Genomic DNA, 19,584 nt, shown 5'->3' with positions numbered 1-19,584 from the left:
ATGGATTACCCGCGGGTCCTGGAAGAGGTTGAAGCCTGCTGGCGTGATATCGCGCCGGAGTCCGCGATGAAGCCGGCCCCGCACGACGACCTCTTCGAAAGCGGCGCCGACTCCTTCACCTTCATCCGGCTGGTGCGATCGGTTGAAGCCGCGTGCGATGTCACGCTGCCGATGCTCGAGGTCTTTGAGGCTCCGCAGCTGGCTACCATAACGCGTTGCGTTATCGCAGCCAGGCGACGCTGAGATGGCGATGGTTCTGCCTGCCACCGCGGCCGAGTTCGGCCTGTGGTATCAGGAGCAGGCGGCCGAACTGCGAGGGCGTTACCTGTGCCTGGCGGCCGCGGAGCCATGCCCCGGGTCGCAGGTGAGCCTTCGCGACGCGGCCGGCGCCATGACCGCTGCCCTGGCCTGCCATCCCGAGGCGCTGGCACGGTTCGCGGTCGACGAGCAAGGCATACTTCACAAGTTTCTCGAGTCGCCTGCGGCTTCGCTGCCCGCGGAGATCCTTGTGTTCCCGGCGGAATGGCGGCGCACGGACGTCGTCTCCCACCTGGCAGGGCTGCCGACCCCCCTTGCGACCGGGCCGCTGATCCACCTGGCCGCACAGGCCGATCGCAGGGGAAACGCCACGCGGCTGTTCGTTCTGGCCCACCACATCGTCTGGGACGCACATTCCGAGGAGATCTTCTGGACCGAGGTCGACCGCCGGCTTACCGGACCCGGGGCAGGCGACGCGGGACATCACCATCCCGGCTGCGGTCCTTCCGTGCACCGCATTGCCACGCGAGACCATGCCCCGCTCGTGACCGACCTGCAGCGGCACCTGGCGATCTCGAATGGCGACCGTGTCTGGGAGCAACTTGCGGCCGCGGCGCGGAGGGCCGGAGTCACCCCGTTCGCCTGGACCGTCGGGCACCTGGCGGCTGCCGCAGCGGCTTGGTCGGAGCCGGCGACGGTCATGGCGTACATCGACGTGGACCTCCGCCCGCTGGCCGGCACGTCCCAGGACACGATGGGTTTCCACCTGTCTCAACTGGAAATCGCCACCGTCGACCGCGGCACGTCCGGTCCGGCCGCGGCCGCCGCCGTCCACACGGCTGTGATGCGCCGGCTGGCCGCCGCCATGCGGCAGGAGATCCGCCCGGTCAGCGAAGCCGCCGGCCACGGTGGTCACCCCTGCAAGTTCTATTTCCGTGACATCCGGCATCGGCGTCGTCTGCGTCACCTGCGGCCCGTCGACATCCGCTTGCCGGTGGCACGTAACCAGCTGTCAGTAGGCGTGACGGTCACCGATACCAGCCTTGAAGTGACGGTGACCGCACGACGCGGCACCGCTGACAGCACCGGTATCGCTCGTTTGGCGCAGCTGGCACGCCGGCACCTGATCTCGGCAGCGGCATACGGTGAAAGGGCGGCCCCCGATGCAGCACCTTAGGCTCGACGGCCCACCGGAAGTGTGGTGGCTCGCCAACTCCACGGCGGTTGCGGAGCACCTTCGCCGTAACGGTGCGGTCGTCATCGACGGCGATGGGTTGTGCCAGGACGTAGCGACTTTCCAGCGACTCGCCGCCGCGGCTTGCGGGCCGCTCGCCAAAGACAACCCGGAGCACAACAGCATCGACGATGACCCCACGGGCACGATCAACAGTCCGACCCCCTACTCACGGACCAGGAAGCTGCTGTGGCACAACGAGAACACGTTTGCGCGCATGTGGCCCAGGCGAATCATCTTCGGCTGCCAGGAGATCGGGGACGGTGGGCAGACACCGACTGCGGACATGACGGCCGTCTACGAGCGGCTTAGCAGCTTGGCCAAGGACGTCCTCGCCACCGGCGTCACCTACGTTCGCCGACTGGGGATGGACCTCGGGCTCGACTGGCGCAAGGTCTACCGCACCACTGATCCAACCGTTGTCGAGCGCGCCTGCGAACGGGAGGGCGCCACCTGGAGGTGGGATGAGCGCGGCGGCATCCTTACCACCGAGCAGCGGCGGCCGGCTGTCATCCTCGACCCGGCCACCGGCCGACCCTCGCTGACAGCACAAATCCTGCATTGGCATCCTCGGGCACTGGACGAGGATATTCACGATTCGCTCAGTCTGCTTTACGAGCCTCACGAGTTTCCCAAAGGGTGCCGACGCGGGGACGGCAGGCCGATCCCCGACGCCGTCATCGACGAACTTGTAGAAATCTGCTCCGACCTGGAGGAAGTCGTGCCCTGGAAGGCGGACCGCACGATAGTCGTCGACAACCTGCGCCGCAGCCACGCTCGTAACCCCTATACGGGCGTGCGTCGTTTGCTGGTCGCCGTCGGCGACCTCGTCGACTGCGCAGAATTGGCAAGGCCGTGACCACGCGCGCGCACAGCCTTGTCGGCGAACTGACCGGTTCCACCGCCGCCGCGGTCATCGAGCAGGGCGCGGTCACCACCCATGCGCAGCTACTCTCGCACGCACGCGAGGTCGCCATCCATTTGCGCCGCCGCGGGGCCGGACCCGGGGCGATCGTGCCTATCCAGGCGGCCCCGAGCACGACCGCCCTCGTCCAGATCGTGGCCATCCTGATGACCGGAGCCGCCTTTGCTCCGATCGATCTCCGCGTGCCGCCACGCACTGCCGCCAGGATCGCCCGTCTGTGCGGTGCCGCCTTCATCCTCGGGGACGCCGGCGGGACGACCGACGGCGTCGTCTGGCTCAGCCCCGGGGACGTGGCCAACGATCCAGGCGCCAACCGCCTCATACCAACCGTCCCGCAGGACACCGTGTACGTGATCTTCACCTCAGGCACCAGCGGCGATCCAAAGGGAGTCGTCGTACCCGAGCCGGCCGTGCGGGCCTACCTCGACTGGTCGATGCGCGAGTACGACTGCACCCGAGGATGGGGGGCACCGCTGTTTACCTCGCTGGGCTTCGACCTGACGATCACCAGCCTCCTCGGACCGCTCCTGAACGGCAGACGGGTACAGGTTCTCGATCCCTTGCGTTGGCCGCTTCAGGTCGCCACCGACCCCGGCATCCTCCAGGGCTCCAGTTTCGTCAAGATGACGCCAAGCCAGGTCAACATGCTGTGTGAGCTGCTGGAGGCGAGTGGAGCCCGGTGCTCGATGCCACTCCTGGTTGTCGGAGGTGAGGCCCTCTACGGGCAAAGTATTGCCCGCTGGCGGCACAGCCTCCCCGACACGCTGGTGGTCAACGAGTACGGCCCTTCCGAGGCGACTGTGGGCTGCTGCCGCTACACCGTGCCGGCCGGCTTCACCGGTCACGAGATTCCGATCGGGACCGCCCCGCCAGGTGTGGAGTTGAGTATCGAGGGACAGCCGCCCCAGGCCGGAGACGAGCTTGAGGAGGGTGAGCTGGTAATCGCCGGGGTGCAGGTGGCGACTGGTTACCTCACCGCCTCGAACTCGGACGACGCCGCGGATGGCCGCGGGCAGTTGCGACCTTTCCCCGGTTCCGCCGGCAAGCGCAGCTACCACAGCGGAGATCGCGTGCGGCGCGACCACGACGGAACCTACACCTACGTCGGCCGGCTGGGACGGGAGGCGAAGGTCGCCGGCTTTCGGATCAACCTGGCCGCTCTTGAGTCTTGCCTCAATGCCTTTCCAGGGGTGGTGAGCGCCGCCGTCCAGGCGGACGAGGTGCACGGCCTCCACTCGGCCGTGGTGACTCGGGACGGCGGGACGACCCAAAGCGATCTTCTCGCGCACCTGCGCCAGACATTTCCGTCCTATGCGCTGCCGCGTTTCATTCGGATCAACACACAGATCAACGTCACAGAACGTGGAAAGTCGAGCGCGTCATGGGAGTGACAGGAAAGATGCCGGACACCCCGATCACGCCAGCCGACCTGAACGGTGACCTGACCGCCAGGCTGAATGACGAGCAGTCCCGGTATATCAACGAGCGGCTGATGTCAGCGGGCCGTGTCCTGTTCCGAGGATTTCCCCTCGAAAGCACAGCCGACTTCGCGAAGGCGGTTCAGGCACTGGGCGGCGACCCGTTGCCATATACGGAGCGCTCCACACCGCGAAAGCAACTCGAGTCCGGAATCTACACGTCGACCGAGTACACCCGGGAGGAGGAAATATTCTTCCACAATGAAAACTCTTACCAGGCGACCTGGCCGGGCAGGCTCTTCTTCTTCTGCCAGCGGCCGCCCACTTCAGGCGGGGCAACGCCACTAGCCGACGTGCGTCAGGTCACCGCCTCGCTTGACGTCGACCTCGTCGAAGAGTTCCGCAGGCGCGGCTGGCGGCACATCCGAAATTACCATCCACAGATCGGCCTGCCGTGGAGCGAGGTATTTGGAACCACAAGCCGCGAAGCCGTGGATCTCTACTGCGGAAACAACGGCATACAAACGCACTGGAACAGCGACGGGACTCTCCGCACCGTAGCCGATCGAGTGGCTCTTCATCGCCATCCAGAAAACGGCGATGAACTATGGTTCAACCACATAGCCTTCTTCCACTGGACAACCCTTCCCGAGCGTGTCATCGGAGTCCTTGAGGAGCTTTTCGGAAGGTCCGGCCTTCCCAATAACACCGTCTACGGTGACGGGGCGGAAATTCCAGCGGAGGTATGCGCACACATCCGCGAGAAATATCGTGAGGCAGCGACACGGTTCGACTACCGGCAAGGCGACCTGCTGATGATCGACAACATGCTGACGGCCCACGGACGCGAACCGTACGAAGGGGAGCGACGGATCGCGGTGGCGATGACCTGACCAGGCCAGGCCGGGCCAGGCCAGGCCCGGCCGGGCTGGAGCCGCCGACGAAACACCTGCCCAAGGTTCATCGAGATCGAAGAAACCGATGCGAACCGGCAGTGTCGACAAGAGAGGATCAGCAATCGTGCGTTATGTCCTGGGAATTAGCGGGCTGGGCCAGAGCCAGCCATACATGCGGCGGTCGTTTCCGGGGCTGGGCGAGCGCGTATATCGGCTCGCCCAGGGGGCGGACTCGGCAGCGGCCCTCGTCACCGAGGATGGCATCGTGGCCGCCGCGGCCGAGGAGCGTTTCGTGCGACGCAAGGGCACCGGAGAATTCCCGCAGGCCGCGATCGAGTATGTGCTCGGAGCGGCCGGCATCACTCCGCGTGACGTGAGTGCGGTCGCGCACAACTTTGACTTCGGCCGGTACCAGACATACTTCGAATCCGAAGGGGCGATCGAGGAATACAAGCACGTGTACGCGCCAGAGGTCATACACCGCGATCTATTCGCAGCATTTCCAAGGGAACTCTGGAGCGATGACCTGAAGGTCATCCCGATATTGCACCACCAGGCCCACGCCGCTAGCGCGTTGCACTGTTCCGGCTTCGGCTCTGCCGATGTCCTGGTCGCCGACGGGATTGGGGAGTTCGAGAGCACGTCGCTTTACACAGGCGGATCGCAGGGACTGCGGTTGCGCGGCCAGGTGCGCGGACTGCACTCCGTGGGACTCGTCTACGGGCTGGTTACCATGCATTTGGGATTTTGGATGAACTTCGACGAGTACAAGGTCATGGGACTGGCGCCCTACGGGGACCCGCAGCGACTTCGTCCGGCGTTCGACACCCTTATCGTCCGCCAAAACGACGGCCGTTACACCACGCCTCTGACATACTTGAACGAAACAGCACAGGAACGCGCTACTTACCAGAGGTCACTGGAACATCTCGCCTCGGTTCTCGGCCCGCCCCGGGAACCGGGTGCGAACCTTGAGCAGCGTCACCTCGACATCGCCGCGGCGCTGCAGGCCGTGACCGAGGAGACCGTCGTCGGCTTCCTGGCGGCGCACCGGGATGAGCAGTCCAGCGAGAATCTATGCCTGGCCGGCGGCGTGGCCCTGAACTGCGTCGTCAACCAGGCCATCCGCAAGAGCGGGATGTACCGGCGACAGTTCGCCCAGCCGGCGGCCGGCGACGACGGAACGGCGCTGGGTGCGGCGCTGGTGGTGATGGAGGAGGAGGGCGCCGAGGTGCCCAGGAAGCGGGTTCGCCCGCGCATCGGGCTGCCCTACCTCGGTCCGGCATTCACCTCCGAGCGCATCCAGGCCACGCTGGAGCGCACTGACCTGCGATGGCGGCGATGCGAACTCAACGACCTCGTCGCCGAGGTTGCTGGGCTTCTGAGTGACGGAAAGGTCGTCGCGCTCTTCCAGGGCCGGATGGAATACGGCCCGCGAGCGCTGGGGAACCGCAGCATTCTCGCCGATCCACGAACCGTCGAGATGAGGGACCGGATCAACTCAATGGTCAAGCAACGGGAGGAATTCCGGCCGCTCGCGCCGGCGGTCTTGCACGAGTACGCAGAGCAGTGCTTCGAGATCGACGATCCTGACGAGTATCTGTGGATGATCGAAACCGTCGATGTCCGTGAGGCTTGGCGTCCGAGACTTGGGGCGGTGACGCACGTCGACGGCACTGCCCGGATCCAGGTGGTGCGACGCGAGGACAACGAGCTCTACTGGCGGTTGATCGATGCCTTCCGGGCAATCACCGGCATTCCGGTCCTGCTCAACACCTCGTTCAACTCGCGCGGGGAGCCGATCGTCTGCTCACCCGAGGACGCGGTGGCGACGTTCTCTCGGATAGACATCGACGCGATGGTCATGGGAGACCATCTGGTGTCGCGATAGAAGGGCCAGCGGATCCGTGGATCCCCGTAGCCAAGGCAGGCTCTCGGACCTCAGGAGGCAGCCGTGAGAACCATCGATGAAACTCAAGAGCTGATCGGGAGCATCTGGGTTGAGCTTCTCGGCCTTGATGCACCGCCTGACCGCTCGGCGCGCTTCTTCGCCGTTGGCGGCGACTCAATCTTGTGTGTGCGCTTTGTCGCCATCGCGCGCACACGGGGTGTCGAACTCACCATTCGCGACGTACTAGAAGATGACGAGATCGAGTCCCTCGCGGCCCGAGCACGTCCAACGGGGGAGCGATCGTGACAGGTCGGGGCCGCGACACCATCTCCGAGTCTGTCCGCGCGACGCTCTACGCGGCAGCCGGAGGCAGCGAGGTGGAGGCATTCGAGGTTCCAGACGACCGATGGGTGCAGATACCCGCGCTGGGTCTGGTCTCGCCGGATGATCGCCGACGGCTGCCGGCCGGTGCCGTGGATGCCTTCCCGATGAGCGAGCAACAGGCCGTGATGGCCACTCGGATGCTCATGGCCGCTGCCCTCCGAGACCGCGGCGCCATCGGTGTCCCGGCCTATCACAACGTCGCAACCTCGCGTCTGACCGTACCTCGCGTGGAGCCCGCAGCCTTTGAGGCGGCCGGGCTTGGCTTGGTGCGGGAGCATGAAATGTTCCGCTCGCTGCTGGACTTGGACCGCTACTCGCGCCCGATGCAGATCGTACTGAGCCATGTCGACCGGCCATTGGTGAAAGTTTGCGACTTGCGAGGGCTCCACGACCGTGAACAGCAACAACGGTTGGCCGAGTTCGCTGACGCCGAGAACACGCGGACCATCGATCTGAAGGATCCGCCCCTCGTCACGATCACGGTCCACCTCCTGAGCGAGACGGCGATCACCTTGACCCTTACCGAGCCGCATGCGATTGCTGACGGGTGGAGCACCCATCTGAACCTGGTGGAATTCCTGGAGCGCTACGTCGCGGAACTTACCGGGCGGCCCCCCGAGCAGCCGGCGTCATCTGCCTCGAACGCCTCGCCCCGCTTCAGACTCCGCGAGCATAGCGCGCAGCAGCTCTTCCAGTCGCTCACGCTCGCCGACTCACAGTGGTGGAGCCGGTACCTGGACGGACTGGAAACGCGGTCGAGTGCCGAGACCACTCGCGACTGCCACACCTGGCAGGACTCGGTGGAGATCGCAGGCCAGGAGAACCGGATGCTGAGCCGACTTGCGGCGAGTTCCTCCTCCGGGTTGAAGTCCGTGCTTCTCGCGATCCACCTTGAAGCGCAGGCGCGATTGGTCGGCGGGCGGAGCATCCTGACCGGCGTCCCTGTCAATACCCGGCTCGCGGTACCGAACGGCGTAGATGCGCGGGGGATGTTCCTCAACGTCGCCCCGCTGCGAATCGACGTCGCAGCACCTGGTAAGGAGGCCATTGCCCGGGCGCATCGGGAGCTGATGAAGGTCACCATGCGCGGCCGGACTCCGCTGGCCCAGTTGGCCCGCACTGTTGGCAGGGCAGTAGTACCAGCTTCCCTGTTTGGCTTCAACAGCTTCCATAGCATCGCCGGCGCCGCGCTACGGCTCGGTCTGGACACGCTGGAGGCGGTCGAAGACTGGTCCCACACGGACTTCCCGTTCGAGGCCAGCTTCAATCGAAGCGAAGAGACAGGCGAGCAAATCCGCATTCTGCTCTACTCCGAGGGCTCCTCACATACGCGCGCCGATGCGACTGCGGCGTACCGCGACGCCGTTCAGCGGTTCGCCCAGCTTGATTGATGAGGGAGAGCAGGGCGACCTCACTTGTTATTCACCAGGCCGAGCTGCCGGCAGGCACCGTGTCGCTGTCCGCCGCCAAGCGTCAGCCAATGGCTCGCGTCACCGGGTTCGGGTCCCGCGAAGCGAATGCCAGAGCCGCGCGAGCGGCCTGCTCAAGCATCAGCTGCGCCCACGTTCCAACGGAGAGCTGAGACTTGCTGGCCGCCTCCGTGATCATGGCAAGCTGATCGTCGGTGACATCCAGGTGCAGTTTCAAGGCCATGGCGCTGTCGCCGATACCGGCACCTTCATGCCTGGCATGATCGTGACCCCTGGCGTGATCATCAGCGGTTGCCCCAGCCGCGATACCTCGGTCAGCCAGGTCCTCGCCGCGCGCGGCGAGGCTGGCGCGCACCTCGCGCCGCAGGTCGTTCCTCGACCAACCAAACAACTCTGCCTTCCGAAGCCAATAGTCCTGCTCCGGTTCGGGGAGACTGGCGACTGCGGCGTGATGCTCGAAGCTCAATCCCGCTCTTCGCCTTGCGTGCGCGAACTTCCTGGCGACCCACGCATAATTGCGAAGCGTCTTGTAATCAAGCGAGGTTTGCTCGATAGCACTGCGGTAACGCCCGGTGAAGCGAGTTTCACCGTAAATCAGCCAGTCGCCTAGGCACCATGCCGAGCTGCTCACGGCCTCGGCCAACCCCTGGCCAATTCCAAGCCAATTATCAAATGGTATCCCACTGTCAAGGCGCAGTCCTGTTGAGGGCAGAACGGCGACACCGGCTGTGATATGACCTGCGGGCAGGGGCAGGAACTGCGAAGGCACTCCTGGCTTAGCTTTCATTACCCATCCTCCCTGAATATGGTGCAGTTAGCGGGAGTCGCCAGCAGCGTGATCCTATGAACATGGCCACGGTTGGCCATGAAGAAGTACACCCCAATCGCCGAATTATAGGGCGCGTGCCGGCGCGCAGAAGTAGTCAACAAGATCGAATTCAAGCCTGTACGCTCCAGGCGGTAGTGAAAGTTCCTACAAGCTCAAGACCTGCCCACTTTCGTCTGCTTGCCCGGTCCATCGCTGCAAAAATTAACCATCGACCTCTCGACTGAGGCTAACCGTAAGTCCGGCGGCCGGCCTTCCCTGGATGCCGTTAACGACCCGGACAGAGACGCTCACGACGAGATTCGACCCTCCTTGTAATCATGAATCGAAAGCCGACCCTTTCGGCCACCTGGCTTACACATCCGACCATGGAGGGCGCCGGTCCTTCTTCGCTCTCACGGCGCTCTTATCGGACTCCTCTCGCCTCCACGCGATAGCAGCACAAGACGCGTACCTACCTCTTTCGGACTTCTGTCATCTCATGTAGCCGACTGTCCGGAATATGCAGGGCACCTCAAGGTCCAAGCTCTGGACCTCGCGGACATCCTCGGGCGAGATTGCAAAACCTCGTTGGAGTTGATAGCGGCAGGGCCTATGAAAGCGGTAGTGGAGCGTGCCCTGGACGTCGGCGACACCCGTTCCTTACGTCGCTCTGCCGAGGACGACGACACGCTCGTATCTGCCGTCGATGATCCGGCCAGGTTGCCGCCGATTTCCACCGCGGGCAAGGCGGAGGCGTTCTCGGCTGGTGAGATGGTCGCTGCCCTGTACCGGGCTGGTGATCGAGAGCGCCCCGATGCGTAGATGGCAAACGCGACCCCTGATGATCGTCGGTGTCTAAGCCAGTCGATCAGGAACAGGGTCCGCGTTCGCGTGCCATCATCCCCGATGGACGTGACCCAGGTCGCCTGGCCGCCGGTCACAGCGCAGCACTGCAGGCACTGCCACCGCGAGCCGATTTTCTTCGAGTGGCCGCGCATCAGGTCGGCGAGATGGTTCAAGAGGTCGTTCGACAGCGGCAGGCGGGCGGTGTGCCGGTGTCTTCGTCGCCGATGTGAGCGGCGCGGCTGAGCACGGGACGACTGCTTCAGCTTTCGTTCGCGGCCGAGTACGGTGGCTGCCAGGCCTGGTTCCGGAACTGTGCGGGCGACAAGCCGACCACGCGGCGGAACGCGGTGCTGAAGGCGCTCTCGGACAGGTAGCCCGTGGCCCGTGCGAGCTCGGAGATCGACAGGGTGTCGCGGGCGAGGGCGTCGCGCGCGAGGCTCATACGCCATTGGATCAGGTACTCCAACGGCGGGATCCCGACGTGGTTCTTGAAGGCCTGGGCGAACGCGGAACGCGACATGTGGCTGATCTCGGCGAGCTCCTTGAGGCTCCAGGAGTGGGCCACGTCCGCGTGCACGGCACGCAGGGCGGCACCGATGCCGTCCTCGTTCAGGGCACCCAGCCAGCCGGTTGGCCGGTCTGTCTGACCGGCGTGAGCACGCAGCATGTGTACGAGCAGGATCTGTGCGAGGTGGTTCTGCACCAGCGGGCCGCCGGCGGCGGCGATCCCGATCTCGGTGGCGAGGAGATCGATCAGCTGCGCGAGCCGCCTGCCGTGAGGATCGGCCCTGCGGACGATCACGAGCGGCGGCAGAAGATCGGTCAGCAGGGCCGCGTTCCCGTCGTCGAACGCGATGTGCCCGACGCAGAGGTAGAAGTCCTCCTCGGACTCCGGGCCGATCCGCACGAACCCGTCTTCGGCGCCCGCCAACACCGGCTCCGCGGGGCGCGGGCTCGCGTCGAGCGCGCCGGCCAGCACGTAGGGCGGCGGGTTGCCCAGCATGAAGGTGTCACCCTCCCGCAGGAGCACCGGCTCGTGCCCTTCGAGGATCAACCAGCACGTGCCGCGTACGAGGCCGCCGATCCGCACGTGCAGGAACGTGTCGAAGCGCAAGGCCCACTCTCCCGTGGCCCGGAGACCGGGCCCGATCACCGTGTGGGGCCGGAGCAGGCCGATCGCGTCGGCCACCGGATCCCGAAATCCGAGCACTGACGACACCTCCTGGACGATACGTAAAGAATGCCGGATTCTGCATTATGGATGGTATCCCCGATCTCCCGCAGTATCGATGGCGAACGGATCGGCATCGAGAGAGTGATGGAGATACCCACATGGGACAGCTGGAAGGCAAGACGTCGGTGGTCACCGGGGGCAGCACCGGTATCGGTCTGGCCACCGCCGTCCGGCTGGCGGACGAGGGCGCGTACGTGTTCGTCACCGGCCGGCGCGAGGCAGAACTGGAGGCCGCCGTCAAGACCATCGGAGCGGACCGGGCCACCGCGGTCGTCGGCGACATCTCGAAGCCGGAGGACCTGGACCGGCTCTACGCGGCGGTCCGGGCGCGGGGCAGGGGTTTGGACGTGCTCGTGGCGAACGCGGCGATCGGTTCGTTCGTGACGCTGGAGCAGACCACCGAGGAGCACTTCGACCAGACCTTCGCGGTCAACGTCCGAGGCACGCTGTTCACCGTGCAGAAGGCGTTGCCGCTGCTCAACGACGGAGCCTCGATCGTCCTGGTCGGTTCGACGGCCGGCGACCGTGGAGTGGAGGCGTTCGGCGCGTACGCGGCGTCGAAGGCGGCCGTCCGGTCCTTCGCGCGGACGTGGTCCAACGAGCTCAAGGGCCGGGGCATCCGGGTCAACGTGGTCTCGCCGGCATGGATCGAGACTCCCGGGGGCACCGCCGTTTTCGGCGACGAGGAGACCGCCAGGGCCGTCAAGGAGAACGTCGCCGCGACCGTGGCCAAGGGCCGCATGGGTCAGCCTGAGGAGGCCGCCGCGGTCGTGGCCTTCCTGGCCTCGGAACAGAGCAGCTACGTCGTCGGCACGAACATCTACGTCGACGGCGGCACGAACCAGATCTGAGCGGGCACCACCCGGTGGGTGGCATCTGAGGCGTTCCAGGTTCTGCGCCGCCACTACCCGGAGCGTGCGGTGAACCGCCCGTCGCCCAAGAGTGCGGTTCGATGTGACAGGGAATGCGTCCCGGATCGGCATCGGCGCAGTTCAGGGGTGTGATGGCGTGGCGGCGTCGAATCCCGTCCTCCTCGTTCGACGTGTCAGCGAGGCCGGGTGAGACCGGCGGAACGAGTACGGCGACGGGGATCCGTCGCGGCAGAGAGGAAACCGTCATGACCGCCTTGCACCCCGGAGCCACCGTCACCCGTTCCGTCACCCCGGCGACGCGTGTGCTGCTCGCCTGCGCCGTCGCCGCCGCGCCGCTCTTCGCGGCCGTGTCGCTGGCGCAGGTGTTCACCCGCGAGGGCTTCGATCTGACGCGCCACCCGTTGAGCATGCTGAGCACCGGCGACCTGGGCTGGTTGCAGATCGCCAACTTCCTGCTCAGCGGGGCTCTGACGGTGGCCGGCGCGATCGGCCTGCGCCGTGCGCTGCGAGGTGCGCCCGGTGGCACCTGGGCGCCCCGGCTGGTCCTGGTCGCGGGGGTCGCGATGGCCGCGGCCGGGGTGTTCGTCATGGATCCGGGCGACGGCTTCCCGGCGGGCACTCCGCTGGGTCAGACGGGTACGTTGAGCGCGAGCGGCCTCATGCACATGGTCGCCGGGTCCATCGCGTTCACCGCGTACATCGTGGCCTGCTTCGTGCTGGGCCGCCACTTCTCCCGGGCGGGCCGCCCAGGCTTCGCCGTCGCCTCGCGGCTCAGCGGTCTGGTCTTCGCCCTCGGCGACGGGTGGGCGATGGCGGGCGGGACGGCCGGATCGCTGACCCTGGCGATCGGCGCGCTCACCGGGATGGCGTGGATCGCGGTGGTGGCGGCGGATCGATGGATCGCGCTCAGGTAGCGAGGTTCGCACGGCCCGGTCTTCTCGCGTCGCGAGGGGGCCGGGCTTTTCGCGTTCCGAGGACTGGGAACGCGCCGCACCTCGCCCTTTTCATTTTGTACCAGATTCGCGCGCCTCATGAGACATCAAAAAGTACTTCATACTGCCCGTTGCGAACCGACCCGACGAACGATGGGGGCAACGGAATTGGGTTACGTACTGGGTTTCGAGGAGATCCACTCGACGGATATCGCAGACGTCGGGGGAAAGGGAGCGCACCTGGGAGAGCTCTCGCGGATCGAAGGCGTTCGCGTGCCGGACGGCTTCTGCGTCACGACGGAGGCCTTCCAGCGGGTCGTCGCCGAAGCACCGTCGATCAATGCTCAACTTGATCTGCTGTCGCGCGTGAAACCGGACGACCACGCGGCGATCCGCACCCTGAGCGCCGAGATCCGCCGCGTCGTCGAAGGCGTGACGATTCCCGCCGATCTCGTGGCGGCGATCGGCGAGTCGCTCGCCCGGTTCGGGGAGCAGGAATCCTACGCGGTACGTTCCAGCGCGACGGCCGAGGATCTGCCGACCGCGTCCTTCGCCGGCCAGCAGGACTCGTACCTGAACATCGTGGGCCTGCCGGCGATCCTTTCGCACATCCGAATGTGCTGGGCCTCGCTGTTCACCGAGCGGGCGGTGACCTACCGGCGCCGTAACGGCTTCGACGACCACAGGGTGCGGATGGCCGTGGTCGTACAGCGGATGGTGTTCCCCGACGCGGCCGGGATCCTCTTCACCGCCGATCCCGTGACCTCGAACCGGAAGATCGCCACCGTGGAGGCCGGCTGGGGGCTCGGCGAGGCGCTGGTCTCCGGTCTGGTCGCCGGGGACGTCTACGCGGTGCGCGACGACCAGATCGTCACCACGACGGTCGCGACCAAATCGCGGTTCGTCCAGGCGTCGCAGGCAGGCGGTACCCGGGAGGTACCCGTCGAGCCGGGGCGCCAGACGCAGCCGGCTCTGACGGACGCACAGGTCGTGCGTCTGGTGCGGCTGGGCCGGCGCATCGAAGCGCACTTCGGCAGGCCACAGGACATCGAGTGGTGCCTGGTCGGCGAAGACTTCCACATCGTCCAGAGCCGGGCGATCACCACCCTGTTCCCCGTCCCGGAGACCGACGACCAGGACAACCACCTCTACGTCTCCGTCGGTCACCAGCAGATGATGACCGATGCGATGAAGCCGCTGGGACTCTCCGTGTGGCAGATGACGACCCCGAGGCCGATGCCCGAGGCGGGCGGACGGTTGTTCGTCGACGTGGCTCCCGCCCTGGCGACGCCCGCGGGGCGCGCGAGCATCCTCGGGAACCTGGGGAAGTCCGACCCGCTGATCCGGGACGCGCTGCAGACCGTCCTCGACCGCGGCGACTTCATCCGCTCGGTTCCCGACGAGGAGTCCGTCGCCGCACCGGCCGGTGCCCCACCCGCTCCGATCGAGACCGATCCGGCCGTCGTCACCGAGCTGATCCGGCACAGTCAGGAGTCCGTCGCCACCCTGCGGAGCGAGATCCAGCTCTTGTCGGGGACGGCGCTGCTCGACTTCATCCAGACCGACATCGCGGAGCTGCAGCGCATCCTGTTCGATCCGCGGAGCCTTCAGGTGATCATGGCGGGGATGGAGGCGGCCTGGTGGCTCAACGACCACCTCGAGGCGTGGCTGGGGGAGAGGAACGCGGCCGACGCGCTCACGCAGTCCGTCCCGCACAACGTCACCTCCGAGATGGGGCTGGCGCTCCTCGACGTCGCGGACACGATCCGACCGCACGCGGATGTCGTGACGTTCCTGCACCGTGTCGTGGACGAAGGCCGGGAGGGCGACGGCTTCCTGAACGAGCTGGCCGGGCTCGCCGGCGGGCAGGAGGCACGTGACGCCATCCGGGGCTACCTCGACGAGTACGGCATGCGCTGCACGGGCGAGATCGACATCACCAGGACGCGCTGGAGCGAGCAGCCCGCCACGCTCGTGCCCGCCATCCTCGGCAACATCAGGAACTTCGAGCCGGGCGCCGGCAAACGACACTTCGAACAGGGACTCCTGCAGTCACGAAGGAAAGAGCAGGAACTCCTGACGCGACTGCGCGCCCTGCCCGACGGGGAGCGGAAGGCCGAGGAGACCAAGCGGATGATCGACCGCGTCCGCACCTTCGCCGGATACCGGGAGTATCCCAAGTACGGCAAGGTCAGCCGCTACTTCGTCTACAAGCAGGCGTTGCTGAGGGAGGCCGATCGCCTCGTCCGCTCCGGCGTCCTGCGCGAGAAAGAGGACATCTTCTTCCTTCGTTTCCCTGAGTTGCGGGAAGTCGTGCGCACCAACGACGCGGACGCCGAGCTCATCCTGCGAAGGCGGGAGGCGTTCCGGTCGTACGAGGCGCTCACGCCGCCCCGGGTCCTCACCTCGGACGGCGAGGTCATCACCGGCCGGTATCGGCGTGAGGACGCCCCGCCCGGCGCGCTGGCCGGCCTCCCGGTCTCGGCCGGGACCGTCGAAGGCCGTGCCCGGGTCGTCACGGACATGGCGCGGGCCGACCTGGAGGCGGGCGACATCCTGGTCACCGCCTACACCGACCCCGGCTGGACCCCTCTGTTCGTCACCGTCGCGGGACTGGTGACGGAGGTGGGCGGCCTGATGACGCACGGGGCGGTGATCGCGCGGGAGTACGGCCTGCCGGCCGTCGTGGGGGTGGAGCAGGCCACCCGGCTGATCCGGGACGGGCAGCGGATCCGCGTGCACGGAACCGACGGGTACGTCCAGATCCTCGTCTGAGCCGACGCGGCGTCCCGGCGCCCTTGAATCTTTCAAGGGTGCCGGACGCGACTCGCGATCGGTGGACCGAAATATCAGACATACGCCTTCAGCGTCGGCGTCCATGGAAATTTCATCAACGTCGCTGGTTGCACGTTCTTCCGCGCGGTCGTTTCCCTGCAAGACGACGAATCGACCGGCGATGGATTCGGACTTCGAGATCCCCTCGCCGTAACGGTTGCGGCTCTGTTGAAATCGCTCGACCGTTGACCGCGCCGGGTGAGGATGCTGAATTCGCGGTGGCCGATGTCAGAAGTATTAAGGAGGAACGGAGATGCTCGCCGCGAAACTGCTTCGTCGAGGGCTGGCGCTCGGATCCGCGCTCATCGTCACCTGCGCGTTGGGTGTCGTGAGCCTGGCGCAACCCGCCACCGCGACCAGCGCCGTACTGTACGGCAGGGTGGAGTGCACCAATTCCAACCACTATGGAAATGTCAGCAACTGGTATCCCTTGAACGTGAGGCTCTCCACCGGATCGTCCCAGATAGTCCCCGGCCTGGTCACCGTTCCCGGCACGTACGCGTTCCAGTTCACCCAGGCACTGCCCGCCGGGGCCACGGGCATGGGGGTCAGGGCCCTGTGCAGCAGCGGCCACTCCCCGTACGGCGACTTCGACGGAACGTCCGAGTACACCAGCATTCCCGCCGGGACAACCAGCATCACCGCGAGTTGGAGGTGCTCCACGGCACCGGTCAACCCTGGCCCGTGGATGACCAACTGCACCCTGCGGTCGGTGTCGTTCAGCTAGACCTCGTCCCGTTCCGGCGAGTTCGCGCGTCTGTGGTCAGGCCGGAGCCGGGTGAGGTGAGTGAGGACTCCCAGGCCGGTGAGCGAGCTTCCCGGAGCGGGCATCCGGGGTCATCGGCATCACGGGCGGCTCCCTCCGAGGGGCCGCCGGGGGTCTTGGCGGCCGGTTGCGGGTTTGTTCGACGGTTTGTTTGACGGTGTCCGACTGCTCGCGCTCGATCCCAGGCGCGCGTCACGCCGAGGTGCGTGAGACACGGCTTGACGGCCAGGGCGCCAAGATGGTGCGGAAGACGTAAAATTGCAATCGACTCCAAATTTTCAGTAGGCTCCATACATGTCTGAGGGCCTGCGCGAGCGCAAGAAGCGACAGACCCGGCAGCGTGTCTCCGATGTGGCCCTCGGTCTGTTCGTCGCGCGTGGCTTCGACAACGTCACGATCGCCGAGATCGCTGCGGCTGCCGAGGTGTCGGTCAACACCGTCTACAACTACTTCCACACCAAAGAGGACCTCGTCCTGCCACCGGAGGAGGCATCCCCGCAGCGACTGGCCGACATGGTGCGCGGGCGTGAGCCCGGCCAGTCGGCGGCCGATGCGGTCCTGGCGCGGCTGCGGCAGGAGGTGAGCGGGCATGAGCGCAAGGTCGGGCTGAGCGAGGGATTCGGCCGCGTGCTGGAGATGATGCGAGCCGCGCCCACGCTGACCGCCCGGCTTGAGCGGCTTGCCCACCAGATGACCGCCGAACTGGCCGCGCAGTTGGTCCAGGAGACCGGCGCCGAGCCCGGCGACCCGGTGCCGCAGGTTGTCGCCTGGCAGCTGGGGAGCCTGCACAGCATGGTCCTGTCGGAGATCGGCAGGCGGACCGCGGCCGGCGAGCGGCCGGACGTCATCGCCGCGGACGTGCTGAAGCTGATCGACGCCGCGGAGGGCCTCATGGGGAAGCGCCTGCTCGGCTATGCCGTACGAGAGGGATGAGCAGTTGTTCAGAGTGACGATCAGAGGGAAGTTCACCGGGCTCGACGACACGGGGCGGGCGGCCGTCCTGGCCGCGGGCGACATCGCCTACACCGAGGCCGGGACGTTCACCCACGATCAAAGCATGACGGCCTTCACCTTCCGCTGCCAGGTTCCGGCAGGTCCGGACGACGGCCAGGACGAGGCGGCGCTCGGCGCGATGGCCGCGCTGGAAGCGCACGGGCATTCGCACGAGATCCTGCAGCTCGCGGTGACCGACATGCGCGAGATCAAGATCCGCCCCAAGCGGCGTCGGATGTGACCGCCGAGCCGGCCTCGGCATGGATCGCCTCCGACCGCAAGCCCGACAGTGCTGCCGCTTTCTGGTGACATCGCCGGCTACGTCGACAACCGCGCCCCGGGCCGGTGCCTTCGGGCGAGTCATGACGGTGTCCACGCTCGGCGTGGTTGTCGCTCGTCGCGGTTGCCGATCATTTTCGGCGGGACGGGGTGAGAGCGTCATCTCCGGGTGGATGTCGGGAACGGATACCGGGGCCGCCTCCGGGAAAAGTCGTGGGAAATGAACCTTTCATCCGTTTTGTAGCGTATGGCCAGTTCCCGGGCGGTCGCCGTCCGGGAAGCGTGCGCCATGGTTGCTCCGGGGCCGGGGGGTGGGCGACGGTGGTGACCCTCTGGCGTGAGGACTCCGCCCTCATTCGGCGCGCCAGGTCTCGTCATCCCGGCATTCGAAATCCCGGCCTTCAAAAGGAGACCTTCACACGATGAGGTCACGTACGCTCCGACTTCTGCGCGATCAAGTGCACGTGTCCGACGGCGTCACCGTCCACCGAGTCTCGGTCTGGCGGATGGTCGTCGCGGCCGCCGTCGCGCTCGCGACCGCGCTCATGTTCACCACCGTGCTGGCGGGCCCCGCCTCGGCGCACGGCTCGATCAGCGACCCGCCTTCGCGCAACTACGGCTGCTGGGAGCGCTGGGGAGGTGACTTCCAGAACCCGGCCATGGCCCAGCAGGACCCGATGTGCTGGCAGGCCTGGCAGGACAACCCCAACGCGATGTGGAACTGGAACGGGCTGTTCCGCGAGAACGTCGGCGGCAACCACCAGGGCGCGATCCCCGACGGGCAGCTGTGCAGCGGCGGCCGGACCGAGAACGGCCGTTACCGGACCATGGACACGGTGGGCGCGTGGAAGACCGTGGACCGTCCCTCCTCGTTCACGATGAACCTGCTGGACCAGGCCTCGCACGGCGCGGACTACATCCGCGTCTACGTCACCAAACAGGGCTTCAACCCCAAGACCCAGGCGCTGAAGTGGAGTGACCTGGAACTCGTCAACGAGCTGGGCAGGAGGCCGACGGGCACCAGCACGGCCATCCCGGTGAACGCGCCCGGCCGTACCGGCCACCACATCGTCTACACCGTCTGGCAGGCGAGCCACCTCGACCAGTCGTACTACTTCTGCAGTGACGTCAACTTCACCGGTGGCACGAACCCCACCCCCACTCCCACGCCCACTCCGACCCCCACTCCGACTCCCACCCCGACTCCCACGCCCACTCCGACCGTGACCCCGACCCCGGGTCCCGGCGGCTGCTCGGCCACCTACCGCGTCACCTCCCAGTGGTCCGGTGGCTTCCAGGCCGACGTGAGCGTGACCGCCGGCTCCAGGGCGATCACCGGCTGGACGGTGAACTGGACCTTCGCCAACGGCGAGAGGATCAGCTCGTCCTGGAGCGCGACCGTGACCGCGAACGGATCCGCGGTCACCGCCCGCAACGCCGCCTACAACGGCTCGCTGGGCGCCGGCGCCTCCACCACCTTCGGATTCATCGGCTCCGGCTCCGGTAACGCCCCCACCCTCACCTGCACGGCGACCTGACCCTCTCCCGCCGAGCGGGCACACGTCGGCCCGCCGCCGAAAGGC

The 19,584-nt window shown here is 66.5% G+C and carries 18 protein-coding genes; 16 read left to right on the top strand and 2 right to left on the bottom strand.

Features of this window, described 5'->3' with window-relative positions:
• The 8 genes from ABT352_RS32150 (at position 1) to ABT352_RS32115 (ending at position 8,397) form a co-directional block, all read left to right on the top strand.
• Positions 1–243: an acyl carrier protein gene (locus ABT352_RS32150; protein ID WP_350948748.1), complete on the top strand. Its 243-nt coding sequence runs from the start codon at positions 1–3 to the stop codon at positions 241–243.
• A gap of 1 nt (position 244) precedes the next feature.
• The gene (locus ABT352_RS32145) at positions 245–1,435 is read left to right on the top strand and encodes a hypothetical protein (protein WP_350948747.1); all 1,191 of its coding nucleotides are present in this window, start codon (positions 245–247) and stop codon (positions 1,433–1,435) included.
• On the top strand, positions 1,422–2,351 hold the full coding sequence (locus tag ABT352_RS32140; protein ID WP_350948746.1) for a TauD/TfdA family dioxygenase: 930 nt from the start codon (positions 1,422–1,424) through the stop codon (positions 2,349–2,351). Before ABT352_RS32145 ends, ABT352_RS32140 begins: the two co-directional genes overlap by 14 nt.
• Entirely contained in the window at positions 2,348–3,808 is a 1,461-nt protein-coding gene (locus ABT352_RS32135) for an AMP-binding protein (protein ID WP_350948745.1), read from the top strand. Before ABT352_RS32140 ends, ABT352_RS32135 begins: the two co-directional genes overlap by 4 nt.
• Positions 3,809–3,816: 8 nt before the next feature.
• The gene (locus tag ABT352_RS32130) at positions 3,817–4,728 is read left to right on the top strand and encodes a TauD/TfdA family dioxygenase (protein ID WP_350948744.1); all 912 of its coding nucleotides are present in this window, start codon (positions 3,817–3,819) and stop codon (positions 4,726–4,728) included.
• Positions 4,729–4,855: 127 nt separating this feature from the next.
• A complete protein-coding gene (locus ABT352_RS32125) occupies positions 4,856–6,622 on the top strand; it encodes a carbamoyltransferase family protein (protein ID WP_350948742.1) in 1,767 nt (588 codons plus the stop codon).
• Between the two features lie 63 nt (positions 6,623–6,685).
• Positions 6,686–6,928 carry a phosphopantetheine-binding protein gene (locus tag ABT352_RS32120; RefSeq protein WP_350948741.1) on the top strand — a complete coding sequence of 81 codons (243 nt, stop codon included), beginning with the start codon at positions 6,686–6,688 and terminating at the stop codon, positions 6,926–6,928.
• Positions 6,925–8,397, top strand: coding sequence for a condensation domain-containing protein (locus ABT352_RS32115; RefSeq protein WP_350948740.1), 1,473 nt, complete (start codon positions 6,925–6,927; stop codon positions 8,395–8,397). The genes ABT352_RS32120 and ABT352_RS32115 overlap by 4 nt, the downstream gene beginning before the upstream one ends.
• 82 nt (positions 8,398–8,479) lie before the next feature.
• On the opposite strand, the gene ABT352_RS32110 is transcribed toward ABT352_RS32115, so the two are convergent.
• A complete protein-coding gene (locus tag ABT352_RS32110) occupies positions 8,480–9,223 on the bottom strand; it encodes an LmbU family transcriptional regulator (RefSeq protein ID WP_350948739.1) in 744 nt (247 codons plus the stop codon).
• Positions 9,224–9,868: 645 nt separating this feature from the next.
• Between ABT352_RS32110 and ABT352_RS32105 the strand changes: the two genes are divergently transcribed.
• A complete protein-coding gene (locus tag ABT352_RS32105; protein WP_350948738.1) occupies positions 9,869–10,066 on the top strand; it encodes a hypothetical protein in 198 nt (65 codons plus the stop codon).
• A gap of 283 nt (positions 10,067–10,349) precedes the next feature.
• Here ABT352_RS32105 and ABT352_RS32100 read toward each other — a convergent pair whose 3' ends face one another.
• Positions 10,350–11,309, bottom strand: a complete 960-nt coding sequence (locus ABT352_RS32100) for an AraC family transcriptional regulator (protein ID WP_350948737.1) — start codon at positions 11,307–11,309, stop codon at positions 10,350–10,352.
• 113 nt (positions 11,310–11,422) lie between these two features.
• Here ABT352_RS32100 and ABT352_RS32095 point away from each other — a divergent pair, with 113 nt between their 5' ends.
• The 7 genes from ABT352_RS32095 (at position 11,423) to ABT352_RS32065 (ending at position 19,539) form a co-directional block, all read left to right on the top strand.
• Positions 11,423–12,175, top strand: a complete 753-nt coding sequence (locus ABT352_RS32095; RefSeq protein WP_350948736.1) for an SDR family NAD(P)-dependent oxidoreductase — start codon at positions 11,423–11,425, stop codon at positions 12,173–12,175.
• Positions 12,176–12,441: 266 nt separating this feature from the next.
• Positions 12,442–13,110 carry a DUF998 domain-containing protein gene (locus tag ABT352_RS32090; RefSeq protein WP_350948735.1) on the top strand — a complete coding sequence of 223 codons (669 nt, stop codon included), beginning with the start codon at positions 12,442–12,444 and terminating at the stop codon, positions 13,108–13,110.
• A gap of 171 nt (positions 13,111–13,281) precedes the next feature.
• A complete protein-coding gene (gene rph / locus ABT352_RS32085) occupies positions 13,282–15,903 on the top strand; it encodes a rifamycin-inactivating phosphotransferase (protein WP_350948734.1) in 2,622 nt (873 codons plus the stop codon).
• Positions 15,904–16,216: 313 nt separating this feature from the next.
• Positions 16,217–16,690, top strand: coding sequence for a hypothetical protein (locus ABT352_RS32080; protein ID WP_350948733.1), 474 nt, complete (start codon positions 16,217–16,219; stop codon positions 16,688–16,690).
• A gap of 333 nt (positions 16,691–17,023) precedes the next feature.
• Positions 17,024–17,662 carry a TetR/AcrR family transcriptional regulator gene (locus tag ABT352_RS32075; RefSeq protein ID WP_350948732.1) on the top strand — a complete coding sequence of 213 codons (639 nt, stop codon included), beginning with the start codon at positions 17,024–17,026 and terminating at the stop codon, positions 17,660–17,662.
• A 4-nt stretch (positions 17,663–17,666) separates the two neighbouring features.
• Positions 17,667–17,963: a DUF6204 family protein gene (locus tag ABT352_RS32070; protein ID WP_350948731.1), complete on the top strand. Its 297-nt coding sequence runs from the start codon at positions 17,667–17,669 to the stop codon at positions 17,961–17,963.
• 460 nt (positions 17,964–18,423) lie between these two features.
• Positions 18,424–19,539, top strand: a complete 1,116-nt coding sequence (locus ABT352_RS32065) for a lytic polysaccharide monooxygenase auxiliary activity family 9 protein (RefSeq protein ID WP_350948730.1) — start codon at positions 18,424–18,426, stop codon at positions 19,537–19,539.
• Positions 19,540–19,584 lie beyond the last annotated feature (45 nt).

Source organism: Streptosporangium sp. NPDC000563, assembly GCF_040299985.1.
Classification (GTDB): Bacteria; Actinomycetota; Actinomycetes; order Streptosporangiales; family Streptosporangiaceae; genus Streptosporangium.
This window is presented reverse-complemented; position numbering and strand designations above follow the sequence as displayed.

Excerpts from the sequence above, each read along its gene's own strand:
- ABT352_RS32090 (WP_350948735.1), top strand. The coding sequence starts at position 12,442 with ATGACCGCCTTGCACCCCGGAGCCACCGTCACCCGTTCCGTCACCCCG.
- ABT352_RS32075 (WP_350948732.1), top strand. The coding sequence starts at position 17,024 with ATGTCTGAGGGCCTGCGCGAGCGCAAGAAGCGACAGACCCGGCAGCGT.
- ABT352_RS32095 (WP_350948736.1), top strand. The coding sequence starts at position 11,423 with ATGGGACAGCTGGAAGGCAAGACGTCGGTGGTCACCGGGGGCAGCACC.
- ABT352_RS32150 (WP_350948748.1), top strand. The coding sequence starts at position 1 with ATGGATTACCCGCGGGTCCTGGAAGAGGTTGAAGCCTGCTGGCGTGAT.
- ABT352_RS32080 (WP_350948733.1), top strand. The coding sequence starts at position 16,217 with ATGCTCGCCGCGAAACTGCTTCGTCGAGGGCTGGCGCTCGGATCCGCG.
- rph (WP_350948734.1), top strand. The coding sequence starts at position 13,282 with ATGGGGGCAACGGAATTGGGTTACGTACTGGGTTTCGAGGAGATCCAC.
- ABT352_RS32065 (WP_350948730.1), top strand. The coding sequence starts at position 18,424 with ATGAGGTCACGTACGCTCCGACTTCTGCGCGATCAAGTGCACGTGTCC.
- ABT352_RS32145 (WP_350948747.1), top strand. The coding sequence starts at position 245 with ATGGCGATGGTTCTGCCTGCCACCGCGGCCGAGTTCGGCCTGTGGTAT.
- ABT352_RS32130 (WP_350948744.1), top strand. The coding sequence starts at position 3,817 with ATGCCGGACACCCCGATCACGCCAGCCGACCTGAACGGTGACCTGACC.
- ABT352_RS32110 (WP_350948739.1), bottom strand. The coding sequence starts at position 9,223 with ATGAAAGCTAAGCCAGGAGTGCCTTCGCAGTTCCTGCCCCTGCCCGCA.
- ABT352_RS32140 (WP_350948746.1), top strand. The coding sequence starts at position 1,422 with ATGCAGCACCTTAGGCTCGACGGCCCACCGGAAGTGTGGTGGCTCGCC.